The 18,303-nt window shown below is 43.6% G+C and carries 15 protein-coding genes and 1 tRNA gene; 12 read left to right on the top strand and 4 right to left on the bottom strand.

The genetic code is table 11. The features are described 5' to 3' along the window. The first annotated feature begins 84 nt into the window (after positions 1–84). Positions 85–651 carry a hypothetical protein gene (locus tag IKN49_03055; protein ID MBR3632026.1) on the top strand — a complete coding sequence of 189 codons (567 nt, stop codon included), beginning with the start codon at positions 85–87 and terminating at the stop codon, positions 649–651. A gap of 269 nt (positions 652–920) precedes the next feature. On the opposite strand, the gene IKN49_03050 is transcribed toward IKN49_03055, so the two are convergent. After that, a tRNA-Leu gene (locus IKN49_03050) sits at positions 921–1,002 on the bottom strand. A gap of 137 nt (positions 1,003–1,139) precedes the next feature. Between IKN49_03050 and IKN49_03045 the strand changes: the two genes are divergently transcribed. The 7 genes from IKN49_03045 to hydE all read left to right on the top strand — a co-directional run bounded on the left by IKN49_03045 (position 1,140) and on the right by hydE (position 9,559). Further along, the gene (locus tag IKN49_03045) at positions 1,140–2,030 is read left to right on the top strand and encodes a DMT family transporter (GenBank protein ID MBR3632025.1); all 891 of its coding nucleotides are present in this window, start codon (positions 1,140–1,142) and stop codon (positions 2,028–2,030) included. Then, complete coding sequence (locus IKN49_03040; GenBank protein MBR3632024.1) at positions 2,027–2,911, top strand: DMT family transporter; 885 nt, start codon at positions 2,027–2,029, stop codon at positions 2,909–2,911. Before IKN49_03045 ends, IKN49_03040 begins: the two co-directional genes overlap by 4 nt. Further along, positions 2,908–3,756: an HAD family hydrolase gene (locus IKN49_03035; protein MBR3632023.1), complete on the top strand. Its 849-nt coding sequence runs from the start codon at positions 2,908–2,910 to the stop codon at positions 3,754–3,756. The genes IKN49_03040 and IKN49_03035 overlap by 4 nt, the downstream gene beginning before the upstream one ends. An 8-nt stretch (positions 3,757–3,764) precedes the next feature. Continuing rightward, positions 3,765–4,334, top strand: coding sequence for a cyclodeaminase/cyclohydrolase family protein (locus IKN49_03030; GenBank protein ID MBR3632022.1), 570 nt, complete (start codon positions 3,765–3,767; stop codon positions 4,332–4,334). 11 nt (positions 4,335–4,345) lie between these two features. Beyond that, positions 4,346–5,929 carry a hypothetical protein gene (locus IKN49_03025; protein MBR3632021.1) on the top strand — a complete coding sequence of 528 codons (1,584 nt, stop codon included), beginning with the start codon at positions 4,346–4,348 and terminating at the stop codon, positions 5,927–5,929. An 80-nt stretch (positions 5,930–6,009) separates the two neighbouring features. Then, positions 6,010–8,463, top strand: coding sequence for a hypothetical protein (locus IKN49_03020; protein MBR3632020.1), 2,454 nt, complete (start codon positions 6,010–6,012; stop codon positions 8,461–8,463). Positions 8,464–8,521: 58 nt separating this feature from the next. Then, positions 8,522–9,559: a [FeFe] hydrogenase H-cluster radical SAM maturase HydE gene (gene hydE, locus IKN49_03015; GenBank protein MBR3632019.1), complete on the top strand. Its 1,038-nt coding sequence runs from the start codon at positions 8,522–8,524 to the stop codon at positions 9,557–9,559. A gap of 75 nt (positions 9,560–9,634) precedes the next feature. Here hydE and pepT read toward each other — a convergent pair whose 3' ends face one another. Next, positions 9,635–10,867: a peptidase T gene (pepT, locus tag IKN49_03010; GenBank protein ID MBR3632018.1), complete on the bottom strand. Its 1,233-nt coding sequence runs from the start codon at positions 10,865–10,867 to the stop codon at positions 9,635–9,637. Positions 10,868–10,933: 66 nt separating this feature from the next. On the opposite strand from pepT, the gene IKN49_03005 reads away from it, so the two are divergent. After that, a complete protein-coding gene (locus tag IKN49_03005) occupies positions 10,934–11,395 on the top strand; it encodes a hypothetical protein (GenBank protein MBR3632017.1) in 462 nt (153 codons plus the stop codon). 306 nt (positions 11,396–11,701) lie between these two features. Then, a complete protein-coding gene (locus tag IKN49_03000) occupies positions 11,702–12,871 on the top strand; it encodes a prepilin-type N-terminal cleavage/methylation domain-containing protein (protein ID MBR3632016.1) in 1,170 nt (389 codons plus the stop codon). 74 nt (positions 12,872–12,945) lie between these two features. On the opposite strand, the gene IKN49_02995 is transcribed toward IKN49_03000, so the two are convergent. Continuing rightward, positions 12,946–14,937, bottom strand: a complete 1,992-nt coding sequence (locus IKN49_02995) for a 50S ribosome-binding GTPase (protein MBR3632015.1) — start codon at positions 14,935–14,937, stop codon at positions 12,946–12,948. Positions 14,938–15,112: 175 nt separating this feature from the next. On the opposite strand from IKN49_02995, the gene IKN49_02990 reads away from it, so the two are divergent. After that, positions 15,113–15,283 carry a 4Fe-4S binding protein gene (locus tag IKN49_02990; GenBank protein ID MBR3632014.1) on the top strand — a complete coding sequence of 57 codons (171 nt, stop codon included), beginning with the start codon at positions 15,113–15,115 and terminating at the stop codon, positions 15,281–15,283. 52 nt (positions 15,284–15,335) lie between these two features. Here the strand turns inward: IKN49_02990 and IKN49_02985 are convergent, their stop codons facing one another. Continuing rightward, a complete protein-coding gene (locus IKN49_02985; protein ID MBR3632013.1) occupies positions 15,336–15,848 on the bottom strand; it encodes a prepilin-type N-terminal cleavage/methylation domain-containing protein in 513 nt (170 codons plus the stop codon). A 650-nt stretch (positions 15,849–16,498) separates the two neighbouring features. Here IKN49_02985 and IKN49_02980 point away from each other — a divergent pair. Further along, positions 16,499–18,271 carry an ankyrin repeat domain-containing protein gene (locus tag IKN49_02980; protein MBR3632012.1) on the top strand — a complete coding sequence of 591 codons (1,773 nt, stop codon included), beginning with the start codon at positions 16,499–16,501 and terminating at the stop codon, positions 18,269–18,271. Positions 18,272–18,303 lie beyond the last annotated feature (32 nt).

Here is an 18,303-nt window from a genome sequence, read left to right as displayed (position 1 = left end):
TTCTCGTCCGGGATTATGCGCTAGACCTGGAAATGCGTCAAAAAGACCTTTTCATGCTGAACGCCAGCGCCGAGATGAGCGGTCTTGGTGCAACTGCATTGTGAAGCGAAAAGCGGAGATGAACGGGCCAATCGGCTATGTGAGAAACTTTTAATGGGGCAAGACTTAAAAACGACAGATGATGGATACGTGGCCTATTTGTTAGATCAAAATATCGATAAAGCCACGTGTGACGGAGTAAGCCGCACATGGTCTAATAAACAAACAAAGTGTTATAAAACAGAAGAAGACCGTTGTGAAGCAAATGGCATGCCCTATAAAGATGGCGTGTGTGGATACACCAATGTACAAAATGCAACTGTTGAAGAAGGAGGGGTTTGTAAAGGCACATCTGTACATGGATGTAATAATGCAAAAGTGTATGCGGGGGCCAGTTGTATAGGAGATGTAGTGGATGGATGTTGGCGGGCACAAATATATGCCGGTGGGTCCTGCATAGCAAATTCTTTTGATGGCTGTTGGGGTGCCACTATTCATGATGGAGGAAAAGCCATTTGTAATGCAGGGGGCGGCTGTCAGCAAGTTGTATATGAAGGCACTGGATGTTGTGAAGGAGCTGCTTGCCCAGCTGCACATAAATGCGCTGATTAAAAGCAGTTTGCGTGCTCCCCTCATATAAAACTAAAATCCGGCATAAAGCCGGATTTTATATTTTATGCGCGGGGGATATCGCCTTCCGGTAAAAATCCTGACGGATTTTTCCTGCAGGCCGGGCTCGCGGTTTTTGCCTTTCGCCGCTTACAACACGCGTCTCAAACAAAAACATCGCTCCGCCTTTCTCGTCCCCACGCACGCAAAGCAGTTTGCGTGCTCCCCGATAAAATAAAAATCCGGCTTAAAAGCCGGATTTTATATTTTATTGCGCGGGGGGGGACTCGAACCCCCAAGCCTTGCGGCATGCGCCCCTCAAACGCACGCGTATACCAATTCCGCCACCCGCGCTTAAATCTGTTACAACGAGGGAAAACTCCTGATTACATTGTAGCAAATATAACCAGTGCTGACAAAATTTTCTTATTTTTCCGTCGGCGCTTTAGCTATATTTGATATAATTTATATATCTCACACACGGAGTTTTTATGAATCCTTTGCTCGCCGCATGGTTATGTTGGGCAATTGTAGGACTTTCACCGATTGCCGGACATTATGCCGTCGGCTTTATTAACCCGGTTTTGTTAAGTTTTTTAGGCACGATATTGGCCGTCCTGTTTTTTGCTCCATGGCTGACCAAACAAAAACAATGGCATGTGCTGTTTGCCAAACAAACACGCCTAAAATTTCTCTTTATCGGCACTTTTGGCACGGCTCTGCCGTTCTCCATTATCTTATGGGCTTTTCATTATACAACGCCCACCAATGCCGCCATTTTACAGCAAAGCGAACTCATTTATTCCATATTAATTGCGTGGATTTTTTTGCGTGAAATCCCAACGAAAAAAACCCTTACCGCCGGTGCCCTGATTTTATCGGGCGTACTACTGATTTTATGCAAAGAACATTACACGCCGCGCTGGAGCGGAGATTTAATGATTGTAGCCTGCCCGTGGATGTTTCAGGCCGCCTCTTGTATGGCTAAAAAATTACCATCGCAGTTGCACCATCGCACCATTGCTGCCGCACGCAATTTATATGCGTTACCGGTACTTACTCTATTACTGTTATTTTTAATGTGGCAAAAGGGGGGGAATCTGCTTTGTAAAGCAAATTTTCAAACCACCTGGGTTTTGCTTTATACGGGTATTTTGAAATACGGATGGGCCATGATTTTATGGTATCAGGCCATCCGTGCGTTAGACTTAAGTAAAGTCACCGCTATCTATTTGTCCTACCCCGTATTATCTTTTGTTTTATCTGTTTTACTTGGGATAGAAATCCCGCACCTATATCAATTGTTCGGTATGATATTAACACTATGCGGAGCTTACTGGATGAGCTTTATCGTACAAAAACAACAGGAGAAAAAAATATGAAAAGTCCTACTGCTGCTATCTGGATTGCTTGGTTTATCACGGCGGTCAATTTAATCGTCGCCAAATATGCTGTTCCCTATATTACCTCGGCTTTATTTTTATTTTTAGCCTGCGCCGGAGCAGTTCTTTGTTTTGTGCCGCATATTACACGCAGTCATAATTGGCATATTGTTTTTAGTAAAAAATTAATGTGGCAATATCTGGGATTGGGCACCTTAGGAACGGCCCTTCCGATGACCGTATTTATGATTGCACTGAATTACACCACCCCTACCAACGGAGCTATCCTCAATCAGTTTGAAATTATATACTCCATTTTATTAACGTGGTGGCTGCTCAAAGAACGACCTTCTTGGCGGCAAGTGGGCGGCTCTGCGCTGATTATTGCAGGCGTAACGATGCTCTTGTGGCAAGCCGGATATACCGTACAGCTAAAAGGAGATTTGATGATTATCAGCTGTTTATGGATGTTTCAATTAAGCCACATCTTCGCCAAAAAATTACCCGCAGATATGGATAGTCAAACGATCGCGTGCGTACGGGCTCTATTTGCCCTTCCGGCCCTATTTTTTCTTATAATATATGTAGCCATTACGCAGGGGATACAATTTACGCCAACCGGTACTTTATGGGGTACGTTAGCCTTTACAGCTATTCTCAATTATTTTATCGGTAATAGCTTTTGGTATTACGCCATACGCCATATGGACTTAAGCAAAGCAACGGCTATTATTTTATCCTACCCCGTAATGACTTTCATTTTGTCGGTTTTATTAGGGCTAGACCGTTTTACCGTGTTAAAAGTATCCGGCCTTGTTTTAGCCATGGGCGGCGCGTATATCGTAACCGGACTAATTGCCCCGCAAGGAGAAAAGAAATGAAAAAATTAGTTTTATTTGATTTGGACGGCACCTTAGTATATACGGGGCAGGCCGGCCGCAGTGCTTTAATCCAAGCAATAAAATTTTTATATGGCATCACGCCTAAATTTGAACATAGTTTAATTTCCGGCCGTACAGACACCGACAATTTTTCTATCGTATATGAGCTAGTTAAGCACAAAAAGGCCTCTAAGGCTGAGCTTAAAAAAATTCATAACAAATACTTGGAATTTTTACCGCTAGAAATAAAGAAATCACTCAAAAATAAATCCTATAAATTAGTGCCGGGTATCAAGAAATTATTAGAAAGACTGGCACACGAAAAAGAGATTGCCCTCGGTTTAGGTACCGGTAACATTGAACAAGGTGCTTATATTAAATTAGAACCTTCCGGCTTATTGCCCTACTTCACATTTGGCGGTTATGGCGAAGACGGACACACACGGGAAGAAATGTTAACAGCCGCCGTCAAACGCGCCGAAAAAAAATTCAAAAGCAAATTTACCGCCGACCAAGTATATGTAGTAGGGGATACACATCGAGATGTACTGGCGGCCAAGTCATGCGGTTTTCATAGCGCGGCCGTATTATGCGGCTTTGGGGATGTAACACGGTTACGGCAAGCCGCCGCGGAATTGGAATTGGCTGACTTCAAGGATTTAACCACCTTCTGCGTGTGGCTGGGTATCAGCACGGACCCGAAAGGAGTCAAACGCGGTATTTATATTTCACCGGCCAGCGCGATTGAACACGTATTTTTTAGCCGAACAGGCATTGATGAAGACCGTCTTAAAATGCTAAAAATAAAGAAGTATGAAGATTTGCCTTCTGGCACAATTATGTAGGAGTTAGTATGGAATGGTACACCGCAGCAGAAAAATTTAATCAAGCCTTAGCCTCCACAGACCCCACTCCGGGCGGGGGGGCGGCAGCCGCTATGGCCGCCGCTATGGGTTGCAGTTTGGCACTAATGGCCGCCCAAACTACCCATCGCAGAAAGACTACAGCTCCTGAGGTAAAAGGTCGGCTGGAAAATGCAATACATAAATTGGCCGCGCTGAAAACTCAGCTTAATCATTTAATCGAAGAAGACGGAGCCGCGTATGCTGCTTATGTAGTCGCGGCTAAATTGCCCAAAGAAAATCCTACACGCTTTCAAGCCATGCAAGATGCGCTGGCCTATGCCGCACGGGTCCCGGCAGATACTGCCACTACGGCTATCACCTGTTTAAGAGAATTAGACGCTATTAAAGAAGACATTGCCCCTGTTATTTTATCGGATATTTATTGTGGACAACATTTGCTAAAGAGTGCAGTCCGGTGCAGTGTGGAAAACATTCGGGCCAATTTGGCTTTTATTGTCAACGATGAATTGGCAGAAAAACTCAACAAGCAAATAGAACATTTTTTAAAATCTTGCTAAAAGGGTAATGTATGACTGAAAAATCAACCAAACGCAGCGGAATGCTGGGAACTATTTATAAAATGTTGCCCAATATTGACGACGATTATGCCGCCAAATTGGTCTATACATTGGAAAGCACCAAGACATTATCCCGCTTACAGCAAGATATCGCAGATATTGCCGCTCAATTAGGCGAAACGAACGCCATGGCCGATACCATTGTAGCCAAGATTTTATTAGATGAAATTACATTGCCCGCTGCGCTGCGTCAGTTGCGTGTATATAACAATGCAATTGCCATTTCCGAATTAACAAATGCATTGGATTGCTCTTCGCAAGATACGGATTTATTGCTTAATTATTATGCTTCTTTTGGTTCACGCCGCTTCTTTGATACGGAATTTGCCGCCGCCTTAAAGGACGTACGCGACGACAAAACCATGCCGGATGCCGACAAAGCACAGCACGCTCTAAATATTCTGTTATCCTTTGCCACGAATGATTTGAAGGCACATCCTCAGTTGCCGGATAATAACAAAAAAGCCATTTATAAAGTAGCGGATAAATATCATTTATCCGTACAAACAACCGCCTCTTTATTAAACATTTTTACCGTCTCTGGTGCGGCCGACTTTATGCAACTGTTTACCACCTTGTTTGAAGAGTTGCAAAAAATAAATTCAAACGAAAAACTCAATGCTTCTTTAGCGGCCAAAACCATGCTGTGTTCCATCACGCCCAAAGATGCGCAAGCAATTACATTGACTTCCAATTTGCTCAACGATCAAATTTTAGAAGAAGATTTGATGATTATTGCCTGCCGTTATTTGAAAGAAAAAACACCGCAAGATATCGTTGATACATTTGACGCCGTGCTCAAACGTTTGCCACACGTACAACAAAAAGAAGAAAATCTGGCGCTGGCCGTACAGGTACTGTTAGACGGCACGGAAGCGACGTTTGAAAAAGCACAGAAAAAGGCTTCTCTTAGACGGGAACGCATCTTATTATGCAATGCGTTATCTTTACACGATACCTTCGCCGGCTATGAACATGAACTGGCTCAACACTTCGCCGGACAAAAAGATTTTGAACAAGTACAAGCGGAAATTACAGAAGTATTAGCTCAACTTCCCTATTGCCAAGATCCGCTGGAAAATAAAGAATTAGCCTGTAAAGTTTTATTAGGCACCCTTAGTCAAACCGAGGCGCAACAACAAGCGGAATATCTGAGAGATTTAAAAGCAAAAACATTGACTAAAGGGTTGGCTCCGCGAGTACTCAAAAATTATTTAGGCACTAAACCGGCTGATGAAATTATGGCTTTCTTTGAGAAGACATTATCCTCTTATACGTTTTGGAAATCCAATCAGTCCGCTCACGAATTTGCCTTGCAAGCGTTGGTAGAGGAATTAAACGGCACTTCAAATGCCACTATTTCAAAATTTGTATTGGAAATGTTGGAAAACGGCACCTCACTTGAATTGGTGGGGGATATGCTAGTCAACATTCACCAACATAAAAATAATTCGGAAGAATTGGCTAAGCTGCTGGCCATGTATCAGAAAGCTCGCTTAAGTGCCAAGGAAAAAGAAGATTTTACAGAAAAGTAAAAAAGCCGTGCAAAGTATTGCTAATTTTGCTATGCTGTTAGCATGGGTAAGTTATCTTGCGTATTTAGGGTGAAAAAGAAATGAAATACTGGGTCTATATTAACGATAAAGTAGTGGGTCCTTATGAAGAAGGCCAATTAGCATCATTGGAAGGGTTCTCTCCCGATACTTTGATTTGTGCAGATGGCGGAAACCAAGAATGGGTAAAAGCCAATTCTGTGTTTGATTTTGGGGCTACCAATACATCAGCCGCCCCTGCCGCGCAGGAGATGCCGGTGCAACAGGCAACTGCTTCAACGGCTGCACAAGCGACTATGGATGCGGCCGCTGTACAAGTTTTAATTGATAAAATTGACAGTTTGACCAAAGAAATTGAAGGTATGAAAACCAAGCTGGACCAGACGTGGCAAGCCTCAGCTGCCACACAGGCCGCTATGGAAAAAATTCATGCCGTTCCGGTGCAAACGGTTCAGACTGCTCCGTCAACAGAAGAACCTGTTGTGGAGGATGCCCTTATCACCAATACGCAAAGTTTAGTCAATCACGCCGAACAAATTGTTGCCCAAGCCGGCACGGAAAAAGAAGAAAAACCGCTTGATTTCTTAAACGAAATTCACATCGGAGATGAAGCCGCTTCCGCAACTGTCGAAGATAAAAACGGAGAAGAAGTAGTCCTCCGCTCGGCTTTGGATTCTATGTACGGGGCCAAACAAGAACCCGAAGAAGAAAAAGAATCCACTTTCCAAGATTTGTTATCACCCGCCAAAGCAACTGCCGTTACCGCAGCCGCAGCCGCGGCCGGAGTGGCTTTGACCGCAGCCACCTTGGGAGGAACGGAGCAAGAAGCAACCGCTGAGCCGGTAGCTGTTGAACCCGAAGTTACAGAACCCAAAGCTACTGAACCCGAAGTTGTTGCACCAGAAGCTACTGAGCCCGAAGTTGCTGCGCCCGTCACAGAAGAAAAACGGGAAGAAATTATCAATGAAATTACCGCTCCCGCTGCAGAGCCGAAAGATGCTTTATCACAAGCGATAGAAGAAGCACAGCAAGCTCCTGCTTCTGACGTACCCACTTTGGAAAATGCGGAGTTGCCGCAAGAAACTGCTGAAAAGCCGTCTTTAGAACTAACGGAAGAGCCTCAATTAAATTTGGCATCCATCCCCGAGCCCACAGCAGAAAGTTTGTCTGAAACACAAACGGCTCCCGAAGAGCAACCTGCTCCTGCAGCGCAATTTGGCCAAGAGGTGCCGGCATTAGGGGAAGAACCAGAAGCTCATCCGATTGAAGCCCAAAAAGAAATCACACAAACCGCACAAGAATTAGTGCCGGGCAAAAAACTGGAAAGTGCAGAAAAGAAAGAAGATGATGACGAGTTAATTTCACAGGCCGATCTTGAAGAAGCTTTTACGGAACGGACCCCTGCACAAGACTTTCCCTTCTCGGAAATACAAGAGGAAACGTCCTCTGCTGAGGGAAATTCTCAACAATCGGAAGCTCAATCTTTACCTTCCGGAGAGGGATTTTATAATCCAAATGACATGACGGAAGTGCAACTAAAAGAAGGTTCTACTTATTTGATTTCCGATTTCATTCCGTCTGCCAATACGGGTAACACCGTGTTAGACGACAAAGCCGGTGCTGCTGCTGCCGCTGCCACGGGTGCTGCTGCCTTAGCTGCTATTGCGGCCGCTACAGACAAACCCGCTGATAAATTAACCACGGAAGCTACCATCACCGGGGAAAGCATTGAAGAAATTGTGCCCGGTAAAGATAAAGATGATATTACCATGTCCAAAGTTATTTTGGAAAATACCATCCGCACCAAACGTGGAGCATCTATGGACATTAAGACCGTGCCTATGGTGAAAGAACCTGCTGACTCTGAACGATTAGATTTGACAGATTCCGACTTGGACATTAACGCACAGCATGATCTGAAAGCGGCCGATTTCAAACAACCGGGTTCCAGTTTAACTAAAGTTATCTTGGGAACACTGGTGGCCTTAGTATTTGCAGCCTTGATTTACGTTGGTCTTGCCTACTTGGACATCATTCCTGCACAGTTTAATGTCTTAAAGAAAGCAACTGCGACAGAACCGGCTCAAGATGAGCAATTAAATGAAATGTTGGGTACTACCGACCAGCAACAAGCTCCTCAGGCAGAGCCGGAACAATTGGTTCAACCGGATCAAATGCCCAGTGATGTAGAAAATGCGCTCACGGCCGCTCCTGCTATGGAAGAAAATGCAAATCCGATGGATGCCATCTTGACGGAAGTTAAAAATTTCCCGATGGTTAACGGGCAAACTTTGGAACAGTTAATCAATTCCCGCCATCCTGCCGCCGGAGGATTGATTGAATGGAGCATTACAACGGCAGTTGAACCGGACAATTATTCTGTCTTGGTCAAAATACCGCCTGAGAATCCGCAAAGTTTCCGTATTACTTACCGCTTCAATTATAATACGGTTACGAAAGCATTGGACCCAACAATTTCTGATTCCAAAAACTTGTTGGATTCCTTGAAATCCTAATCAGTTTTTCTACACAAACCCCTATCTGAAGATAGGGGTTTTTTTATACACTATACGTATGAACTGCACGCAACTAATTGAAAAGGCCGAACAAACTCATCTTTTGACTGAAGAAGAATTGGCACATATTCTGACCGATTCGCAAATCGATGACATCCTTTTTGCGGCGGCCGATCGCGTGCGTCGAAAATATGTGGGTGATGAGGTGCATTTGCGTGCGCTGATAGAATTTACCAACATTTGCCGCAACCAATGTCTATATTGCGGACTGCAACGCCAAAACAAGGCTCTGCAGCGTTATCGACTCTCTGCCGAGGAAATCCTTTCCCTTGCCCAAAAAGCCGCTAATTACGGATATAAAACGCTCGTGTTACAAGGGGGGGAAGATGCCTTTTTTACTGCGCAAGTACTCGTACCCATTATTCAAGAAATTAAAAAGATGGGGCTGGCTCTTACGCTAAGTATCGGCGAACGCACGCGGGAAGATTATGCCGCCTTGAAACAAGCCGGAGCGGACCGTTTTTTACTACGTATTGAAACAACGGACAAAGCGCTGTATGAAAAATACAATCCCGGGATGAGTTTTGAAAATCGCTTGCGCTGTCTGACCGATTTAAGAGAATTGGGTTATGAGGTAGGCACCGGTATTTTAGTAGGACTACCCGGCCAGACGGTAACCTCTCTGGCCAAGGATATTTTATTTTTCAAACAATTAGATGCCGATATGATTGGCTTGGGGCCGTTTATCCCCAATCCCGACACGCCTCTTAAAGATGCTCCGGCCCCAAAACTCACGCCGGCCCTAAAAGTAATGGCCCTAACGCGGCTTTTGTTGCCCGATATTAATATCCCGGCTACCACGGCTATGGAAACGATACAACCGGACGGCCGTCTGCGTGCATTACAGAGCGGAGCCAATGTGGTTATGCCCAACGTTACCGAAGGCGAGGCTCGCCTCAATTATGCACTCTACCCGGGCAAAGCCTGCGCCGGCGAGGATCCTTCCAAATGCCGCGGTTGCTTAACTGCCAAACTGCATTTGATTGGCCGCTCGGTATCGACCGGGTATGGGTTCCACAAAAAAATTTCTGAATAATTTGATATACTGAATTTTCACACAAAAAACGCAAGACGGAAAGTCTTGCGTTTTTATTTGGATAGACAAGATTTTCTATTTCACCGCTTCTTGTAAAATGCGCACTAATAAGTGAAATACTTTTTCACTCCAACCTAGGCTGAGCCACTCGTACGGGCCGTGTGGGTTTTCATACGAAGCAAAAATATTCGGCGTAGGAAGCCCGCGCAAAGAGAGTTGCGCCCCGTCGGTGCCGCCGCGGGCTTGAATGAGCGAATACGAAATATTTTCTGCTTTCAACGCCGCTTCTAATACTTGCATAGCTTGCGGTTTTTCTTTGAGCACTTCACGCATATTGCGGTATTGTTTGGTAATTTTCAAATGAATTTTGGCGTTGGGATATTTGGCTTGTTTAGCTTCTACTAAATCGGCCAAATCTTTTTTGAATTGTTCAAACTGCCCCATATCGTGGTGGCGAATAATACCTTTGAGAGTGGCTTTATCCAACTGCGCCTGCATATTCATAAACAGAATAAAGCCTTCTTCTCCTTCCGTGGTTTCCGGCAATCTATTTTCCGGCCATGAAGAAACAATATCAGCCCCGATACGCACGGGATTAGCCATAAAGCCTTTGGCTGAACCGGGATGGCAGTTTTTTCCTTCAATTTCAATAACAAAACTATCGGCATTAAAATTGCCACAATCAATTTTTTCCAAATCTGCGCCATCAACAGTATAAGCAAAATCCGCTTGAAAGCGTGCTAAATCAAAATGCGCAATGCCGGTACCGGTTTCTTCATCAATCGTAAAAGAAACTTTAACCGGACCGTGCTTGATTTCGGGATGGGCAAGTAAATATTCACCCAAAGTCATAATCAAGGCAATGCCGATTTTATCGTCTCCGCCTAATAAGGTATTTCCGTCAGCGGTTACCAAATCGTGTCCGATACATTTGAGCAAATCCGGGGCACTTTTGACGGATAAAATCATATTTTTGGCTTGATTGATTACCAAATCTCCGCCCTGATAATTCTCGTGCAAAACGGGTTTAATGTTTTTTCCGCAGTAATCTTCTACCGTGTCCATATGCGCCAAAAATCCAATTGCAGGCGCGCCGGATACATTGGCCGGTATTTCGCCAAATACAAATCCATTTTTATCAATATCTACGTTAGAAAAGCCAATTTCTTTCATTTCCGCCGCCAACATCTTGCCAAAGGCCAGTTGCGTGGCTGTCGTCGGCACTGTTTGGCTGGCACCGTTACTGGTGGTATCCATAGAAACATAACGAACAAAACGGTCATAAATCTTTTTCTGTAACTCGTTCATAAAATTCTCCTAAGAAATCCTTTTTAATATTATATAATTTATACATCTGCTTTACGAGGAGCTTTTATGAAAAAAATAATATGTCTGCTAGTTGTACTTTGTTGTTTGGGAGCATGTAAAACAATTGAAGAAGCCAAGGCCTTTGCCAACTGCAAATATTCAGTCGTAGCGGTAGAAATGGCTGATTTTAACATCACCTCTTTAGGGGTAGATTTAATTATTGCCATCACCAACTTAAACAAGAAAACAGATGCTTCTATTAAAAAATTTGTCGGTAATGTAACCATGAATGATACACCGGTAGGCCAATTCACTTTAGAAAATATCCGCGTGGAAGCCGGCAGCACCAAAAATCAAAAGGCCCATATTGATATTCCTACCCTTAAACTGGGCAGCAAACTAGTGGGGCTGGTGAGTATGGGTAGCGCCAGCGTAGATTATCACATCACAGGTACTGCTTATTTTGAAACACCGCTAGGGGATGTGCCCATACCGGTGGATATCGGCCGCCGCGGCAGTAATAACTAATTTCATAAAGACTAAAAAGGAGAATTTTGCGCACAAGCAAGGCGCTACTTAAAAATAAATTTAATCTGTTTTTGGAACCGTATATGGATACGGACAGCTAGGTAATTCCTAGCAAGAAACCAGTCCAAAAGCAGTCGTTCTAGGCACAAAATAAAGGGAAGTCATGAGCTCTTTGTTTTGTGCCGAGTGTTTGCCGTACCTTCGGGTACGGCAAACTACGGCTGTTGTTTTTGGGGTCGCTGGTTTCGGCTCTGAAACAGCGGCCGTTTTTTATGCTGTTACGGGCCCGAGAAAAAGGAGTTATATATGCAAATAAAAAAGGGGTTTACCCTCGTAGAATTATTAGTAGTGGTACTCATTATCGGAGTACTATCGGCTATAGCTATCCCTATGTACCAAGGGGCCGTAGATAAAACCCATTGGAGTACTATGCTCCCCGGAGCCAAAGCGATAAAAGATGCCGAAGAAGCCATTAGAATGAGTAGCGGTCTTTATACCGCTAATATGGAAAACTTGGATGTCAGTATGCCCAGTGGTGATGTGCAATATACCATAGAAACCATTAATGATGACGGCACTGCCAACGTAGTGCGTGCCATAAATAATAAAATGCCTACCGTACGTTTAGCTAGTTATTTGGATGAAAACACCATACGGGCCGGACACTTATATTGCGAATCTAACGACGGGGAAAACGGGCGTGGTACAAGACTATGCAGTAAGCTTCTTAATGGAGAGGAACTAAGCACGACAGAAGATGGTTACACACAGTATTTATTAGACCAAGCGGTAGATAAAGCCACGTGTGACGGCGTCAGCCGGGTATGGTCCAATAAACAAACACAATGTTATAAAACCAATGAAGAACGCTGTAAAGCCAACGGCATGCCCTATAAGGATGGCTTTTGCGGGTATAACGGAAATGTTGGAACAGAAAATAATAGATTAGTAATTGAAGAAGGAGCTAAATGTGTTGGTCAATGGGGTGGTTGTGCTTATTTGGATGTAAAAGAAGGAGGAGAATGTTCTGATAAGGGAGGAGGTGGAGGATGTAACAACTCTATATATAATCCGGGAAGTATTTGTAGAGGTCAGTGTAATAATTCTGTCTTCGATGGAGCGATTCATTACTCTAATCGGGCATATGGCGACGGGGAAAAGACATATAAAAATGAATCAAAATGTATTGCACAATATGACAGCTCATCTTGTACTAGTGGTACTTATACTTCAGGAAGTCAATGTATAGCAGAAGTTGGTGGTTGTAGATATAGTACATTTACTGATGGTGCCAGCTGCGTAGCACAAGTAGCCGCTCATGAAACCTGCCGCGGAAGTAGGATTGGGGTTGGGGGCAAGTGTGTTGCTAATGCACCGGGAACTTGTTTGGCAAGTGGTGGTACCTATTACAGTGTAATTTACGACGGAGGGTGTTGTGAAGGGCCTTATTGCCCATCTAATGCACCGAAATGCTAGTATTTTATTCTTCTTTTCATATCACACAGCCCGAAACATTTTGTTTCGGGCTGTATTTATTTTTGCAAAAAGATTTATATTATAAACCGCAGTACCGTTGCACTCAGTATCGCCAAGGATATCGTCAATGCCGCAACGCGTAGCGTATCTTTGATGCCATTCTCGCGTAACATCACAAAGAACGTAGCGATACACGGCAAATACATACTCATAAATACACACGCTACCACCAGTTGGCTGGGGGGGAGATTAAACGGCTCCAAGAGCGCAATCGAAATGTCTTTGCGTAAAAATCCCAATAACAAAAGAGGTGTGGTATCTGCCGGTAAATGCAATAGATATTCCACCGGATAGCGGAAAAGTTGCGTCAACCAATCCGTAATACCGGTAAATTGCATCAAATCTACAAACAATACACCTGCTAAAATCAACGGCAAGGCATCCGCCAAATACTCCTTCATGCGCAACCAAATTTTGCGCCCTAAAGAACGCCATTGCGGCAAACTCCACAATGGAATCTCCATAAACATTTCCGGCGTATCGCCCGGCAACAGACGGTTTAACAGCGTGCCCGCCGCAATGCCGTTAATCAGCAAAGTGCCAAACACGCACAACACATATTTCCATCCGTACGGAGATAAAATGGACAAAATCATCGCCGTTTGTGAAATACAAGGCGCCACTACAAGCAGTAACGCCAGCGCAATCACACGTTCACGTCGCGTTTCCAACACACGCACCCCCATAACGGCCGGCACCTTACAACCTAAGCCCAGCATGATAGGGATCGCACCATAACCGTGCAAGCCAATCCGGTGTAACAAACCGTCTAACAGAACCGCTAAACGGGGCAGGTATCCCAGTTCTCCCCAAAAACCAAGCAGTGCATAAAATGCGAGTACATAAGGCATCACATCTACCAAGGCGATTTTCAGACCGTCTGTCAGCACTCCGAAGTATTGGGTTCCGCCGTCACCCACCAAAAACAAATATAACGGATTTCCCTGCCAAAAAGCGAGCATCCGCTCCACAAACGGAAGATAGTATGCCTCGTAAAGCGGCTCTAACCAATTCACAAACGTTTCGCCCACAAAACGAATAATGACCAAAGACAGCGCCAATACCGCCAATGCTATAAATAAACCGCTAACCGGATGCGTAGCCCATGCCTGCAAATGTTCCACCCAAGAAGCATGTTTATGTTTGATTTTTTGGACGCGGCGAATGATTTGTCCGATAGCATGCCACTTACTTTCCGGCGTTTCTTCCATGGGAATTAAACCGCCTTGCAAATCTTGTACACCCTTCCACACAAAGGGCTTTGCCAAATCTAATTTGCCGACGGTAACTTCCAGACGCTTTAACCCTTCTCCCGTTGTGGCCACCGTGGCAATCACCGGAATGCCTAACATTTTAGACAGCATGCGCACATCAATAAAAATACCTTTGCGCTGAGCCTCATCAAATTTATTAAGCAGTAAAATCACCGGTTTGCCCAGGTGCAGAAGTTCCAGTACGAAGTACAGATTGCGCTCTAAATGCGCTGTTTCCGCCACGCAAACGATAAAATCATAGGAAAGTTCTTTGAATAAATCCCGCTTTTTACCTTCAATCACCCATTTTTCTTCCAAACGGTACAGACCCGGAATATCAATGATATGATACGACTTACCATTAAATACGGTACTGCCATGATGCAACCCAACGGTCGTACCCGGAAAGTTAGAAGATAAAATACCGATACCCGTCAAACGAGAAAAGAGCAAACTTTTTCCGACATTGGGATTGCCCGCCAATAAGAAGGTATATTTACGGTCCGCCAGTACAGTGGGGGTATTAGTCGAAACAATAATTTGTTTGGCAATTTTCGGTCCAATGGCAATTTCACTTCCACAGACACACACCACCAAGGGGCGTTTGCCCTTTTTGCGGCTGACCTGTTGGCCTTTAACCAGTCCCATCGCCGCCAGTTTATCTGCCTGAGCGGGAGAAACATTAATAGATAAAATTTCCGCGGTAATATCGGGTTGCAAATCAAAAAGAGTTAATGAAGTAATCGGTTCCATAAAAGTTAGTTATTCCTTACTTTTATATTTTACTACACTTAACACTTAGGGTGCAAGAGGGGGAAAAAGGGTTATTTTGCGACGAGAAGCAACCTGTTTTTAACGTTTCATCCACTTTGTGAAGGATCAATTTGCTATAATAAAGTATCTAAAATTAGTAGCAAGGAGATGATTTATGGCTTATAAAGTAAATCCGGATGTGTGTGTAAATTGCGGTGCTTGCGAATCTGCCTGCCCCGTGGGTGCAATTTCCGAAGTAGACGGAAAACGCAATATCGATGCTTCCAAATGCATTGAATGCGGTGCCTGTGCCGCTACCTGCCCGGTCAGCGCAATTGCACTGTAAACAGGAACAGTAGATTTATAACAACGCCCCTTCTACATACAGAAGGGGTGTTTTATAGTCTATACACACGATCACTAGAACCTGATGATGCATCTTTTGTTCCATTTAAAATTTTTTTGCAATAATCATCCGCTTTTCCCGGAAATGTAGCAATATTTTCAAAACATAGCCATTGACCAACCGGTACGGGATCAGGTCTCTTGGCAAATACATATAAAAAACTTACCGCATCTTTATATTTTCCACTTTTTCTTTTAACGGACACTTGTATTCCGTAAGAGTTGCTGAAAACAACTTCCCACTCTCCATTAGATAAGTGATTAGCATCTTCTCCCGTAAAACTAGAAGGAAGAGAAATGGCTAATTCATCTAAGCTAGCCACATAGGTGCCATTTTCTAAATAACTTGCTTGATATGCCTGAATGAGAGGATTTAATAGAGCAAATGCTTGGGTTGCCTTGCTTCGTTCAACTATTTTTTCATATTGTGGCAAAGCAACGGCACTTAATATCCCTATAATTAACACAACTACTAGTAACTCTATGAGTGTAAATGCTTGTTTCATTATTTTCTCCTTTTGTACGATTTTTAAAATTATACTAAAAAAAAAAACGGTGTCAAGCACTTTCCAGTTTAACTTTTTCATTAAAGAAAAAGAAACATGAATCTCATTACAATCTGTTGCTTTTATATGGTTAATTCGGCTTTGGAAGCGTTTAAAAAAGTATTGTTTTGGGGAGTTGTCTGTTTTGTATGTTTGAGTTCAGCGAGTTTACAAAACAGCCCCAAAACAATACTTTTTTGCTTCAGAGCCGAGAGTCTTTTTATATACTTTTTCTACGGCTAGAAAAAGTATGTAAATAATAGTATCTATTCCCGGCACAGAAACGCGGAAATTACGGTTAAAATAGTATTTATAGAATCTTGCACATAGCGGGGAGTATTAGATAAAAAGAGCAGGGGGATGTACCCTGCTCTTTTGTCAGAACCTATCGGGGGGTAAATCGAAAGGTTCTGGGGGGAGAAATTGTATATTTTTATCATAACAATCCAGAAGCAAAATATGCAAAAAATTTTCTAATCATAAATAAAAATTTTTTGTACTATTTTTATATAATCTTTTTATACTATTAAATAGCAATATCGGAAAAATCTTGAAAATTTTCGTGTCAAAATTTATCTGCTCTTGCTATAATATAAGCAATGGAGGAAATTATGAATAAATTATCTTGGACGTTGTTGTTGTCTTTGTGCTTAGTTCCTTTTGTACATGCGGAAGAACCCGACATTATTTATGTAGACGGTAAACCCGTATACATCAAAGGGTTAGAACCCGCCGAAGAAACCAAAAAATCTCACACGGCAGAAGAAGAAGCTGCTCGCTCCAGCATTCCCGGAGACATTTACCGCGGAACGGTGTTGGGACAAAATAAAAATATCAATCGCCAAAATGATACCGGAGACATTTATCGCGGAACGATTTTTGGTACCACTTCTCCTGATTATCATGGCAACATTTTAGGGGAAAAGCCCGAGTTGGCTAAAACTAAATACGTGTATGATACTTCGTTGGTGCGCGCTATTAAAACCAATGATGCGGACCGTGTCCGCACGCTTATCTATGCCAACGTAGATGTCAACGAACGTAACTACGCGGGCATCACGCCGCTCACTATTGCCGCAGAAAAAGGGAATATGGAAATTATCAAAAAGCTGATTGAAGAAGGGGGAGCCTCCATTAATACACCCTCCAGCTATGGTGTGACTCCATTGATTGCTGCCGCTGCGGCCGGCAACCGAGAAGTAGTAGGATACCTGCTTGCTAACGGTGCAGACCCCACAGCTAAAGATGATTTAGGAAAAACTGCCCTCCTGCACGCCATGCCAGCCAATGATAAAAAATTGACGGAATCTTTGGTCAGCCAAAATAATCGCGCTATTAATTTACCCGATAACACCGGTAATACCCCGCTGATTTACGCGGCCAAAAATGGCGCCGAGGATAACATTAAGGTATTGCTCAAATACAAAGCAAATCCGGATTACCAAAATCCGACCAATGGCCTTTCTGCTTTAGCTTCTGCGGCAGCCGCCGGACAGGAACGTGCAGCACAACTCTTAGTAAATAACGGAGCAAACATAAACCTGCAAGATAAGGAAGGACGCACCGCCGTATTTTATGCCGCCGAGAACGGTCAAATTAGTTTACTGAAACAGTTGATTCGCTTGGGAGCAGATTTACAGGCTACCGATAAAAACGGTCAAACTGTATTTATGGCCGCCGCGCAAGCACAAAACATTCCCGCTCTGCAGTTTTTGGCTCCGAAATACTTTGATATCAATGCGGCCGACGCACACGGAAAAACTGCCTTAATGTATGCCACTGCTCAAGGTTCAGATGCGGTGCAATGGTTCATCGATAAAGGTGCGGATTTGAATGCTCAAGATGAGATGGGAAATACTCCGCTTATGCATGCAATTAAAAATCAAAATGAAAAGGCGGCATTGTTACTGGTAAAGCAAGACGTTGATTTATCCGCTTCCAACAAAACAGGCCAAGATGCCTTTACCTTAGCCGCTGCGTATATGCCGGAATCGCCGGTAATGAAAGTACTACAAGTTAAGAAAAGCACCGTCTTACAAGGACAATTAAAAGCTCGCGCCGCCGCCCAAGCCTTGGCAAATGAAGAACAAGCAAAATTGCGTGAGCAAGCCCAAGTTGTAGCAGACGAAAAATTAGAAGAAATTCGCAATTTAGAACGTCAGTTGGAAGAAGAAGAAGCCGTGGTAAAGCAACTACAAAAAGAACAACTTGAACAACAACGTCAAGCGATCCGCCAACAAGTGGAACAAGAAATGACGCAACAAGATGAAGAATTGGCTGCTTTACAAAAACAACTCGACGAAGCAAAGGCCAAAAAAGAAGCTCAAATACAAGAAACTGTTAACGCCAAGATGCAAGAGTTAGATCAACAAATGGCACAGTAATTTCTTCATACATAAAGAGCCCCGCTGAAAAG

It is taken from the genome of Elusimicrobiaceae bacterium, from assembly GCA_017528825.1.
In the GTDB taxonomy this organism is placed as follows: Bacteria; Elusimicrobiota; Elusimicrobia; order Elusimicrobiales; family Elusimicrobiaceae; genus Avelusimicrobium.
The sequence above is the reverse complement of the archived record's forward strand: the minus strand, read 5'-3'. Positions and strand labels throughout refer to the sequence as shown.